Source organism: Streptomyces sp. NPDC058052, assembly GCF_042885515.1.
In the GTDB taxonomy this organism is placed as follows: domain Bacteria; phylum Actinomycetota; class Actinomycetes; order Streptomycetales; family Streptomycetaceae; genus Streptomyces.
The window spans coordinates 1-1,096 of record NZ_JBHVRX010000101.1; the positions used below are offsets into that span (position 1 = coordinate 1).

Sequence of the window (1,096 nt, forward strand, 5' to 3'; positions counted from 1 at the left end):
AGTAAAGGATGTGCTTTCAAGGCATCAGCTACAGCTTTTACAAAGAATGCAAAGAATGTCAGATTATAACCTTCGTTTTGTTTAAATGTGTTTTTGTGATGATTTCTTGTTTTAACTAAATTCGTTGCATCAGCTTCTATCATCATCCAACCATGAGGAATTTCAGTAACACTTGTCACCATATTTTGAGCAATTGCTTTACGAACCCCTTTAACAGGAATTGTACTTCCTTGATTGTATGTTATATCGGACTCAGATTGACTTTGAGATTGTAAAGTTTGTTGAGATGATTGGTTGTTTTGACTCTGATTACTAGTGGAATTGCTAGTTGTATTTTCAATCATTTCAGGATTATTAATTACTTTTTCAATATCTTTTTTAGTGACACGTCCACTGAAACCTGTACCCACTACTTGAGTTAAATCGATGTTGTTTTCAGAAGCTAATTTGAAGACAACAGGTGAAAAACGACCATTATTTTTAGGTTGTAAAGATGAATCATTAGTATTTTCATTTATTTCCGATTGAGACAAATTTTTTTTATGACTAGAAGATTGTTCTTCATAAGAATGATTTGCTTCTGTCTCACTATCTATATCATCTCTTTCTTCTCCTGTATCGATTTTACAAATTACTGCATCAACGCTTACTGTTTCTCCTTCATTAACTATAAGTTCGGTAACTTTACCTGAAACTGTAGAAGGTACTTCAGCGGTAACTTTATCTGTAATTACTTCACATAAAGGTTCATATTCTCCTACTTCATCGCCTACAGCAACTAACCCTTGTTCTATTGTACCTTCATGAACACTTTCACCTAATTTAGGCATTTTAATTTCCAATTGATACCCTCCTTAGAATTCCGCTAATTCGCGCATTTTTTCTCGTATCTTTTCAGGACTCATCATTATTTCATTTTCTAAGACAGGTGAAAATGGCATAGATGGAACGTCGGGTGCAGCTAAACGCATAATCGGTGCATCTAGTTCAAATAAGCAATGTTCTGCTATAATTGCCGAAACCTCTGACATAACGCTACCTTCTAAATTATCTTCTGTAACGAGTAAAACCTTGCCCGGTTGTTTAGCACGATAAA

Annotated in this window: 2 protein-coding genes; both read right to left on the reverse strand. The window is 34.4% G+C overall.

Features of this window, described 5'->3' with window-relative positions; genetic code table 11:
* On the reverse strand, window positions 1–842 hold an 842-nt coding region (locus ACFVU3_RS40210), incomplete at its 3' end, for a biotin/lipoyl-containing protein (protein WP_390073731.1).
* Between the two features lie 12 nt (window positions 843–854).
* Window positions 855–1,096, reverse strand: a 242-nt coding sequence (locus ACFVU3_RS40215; RefSeq protein WP_390073732.1) for a transketolase C-terminal domain-containing protein, incomplete at its 5' end; no start/stop codon positions are given.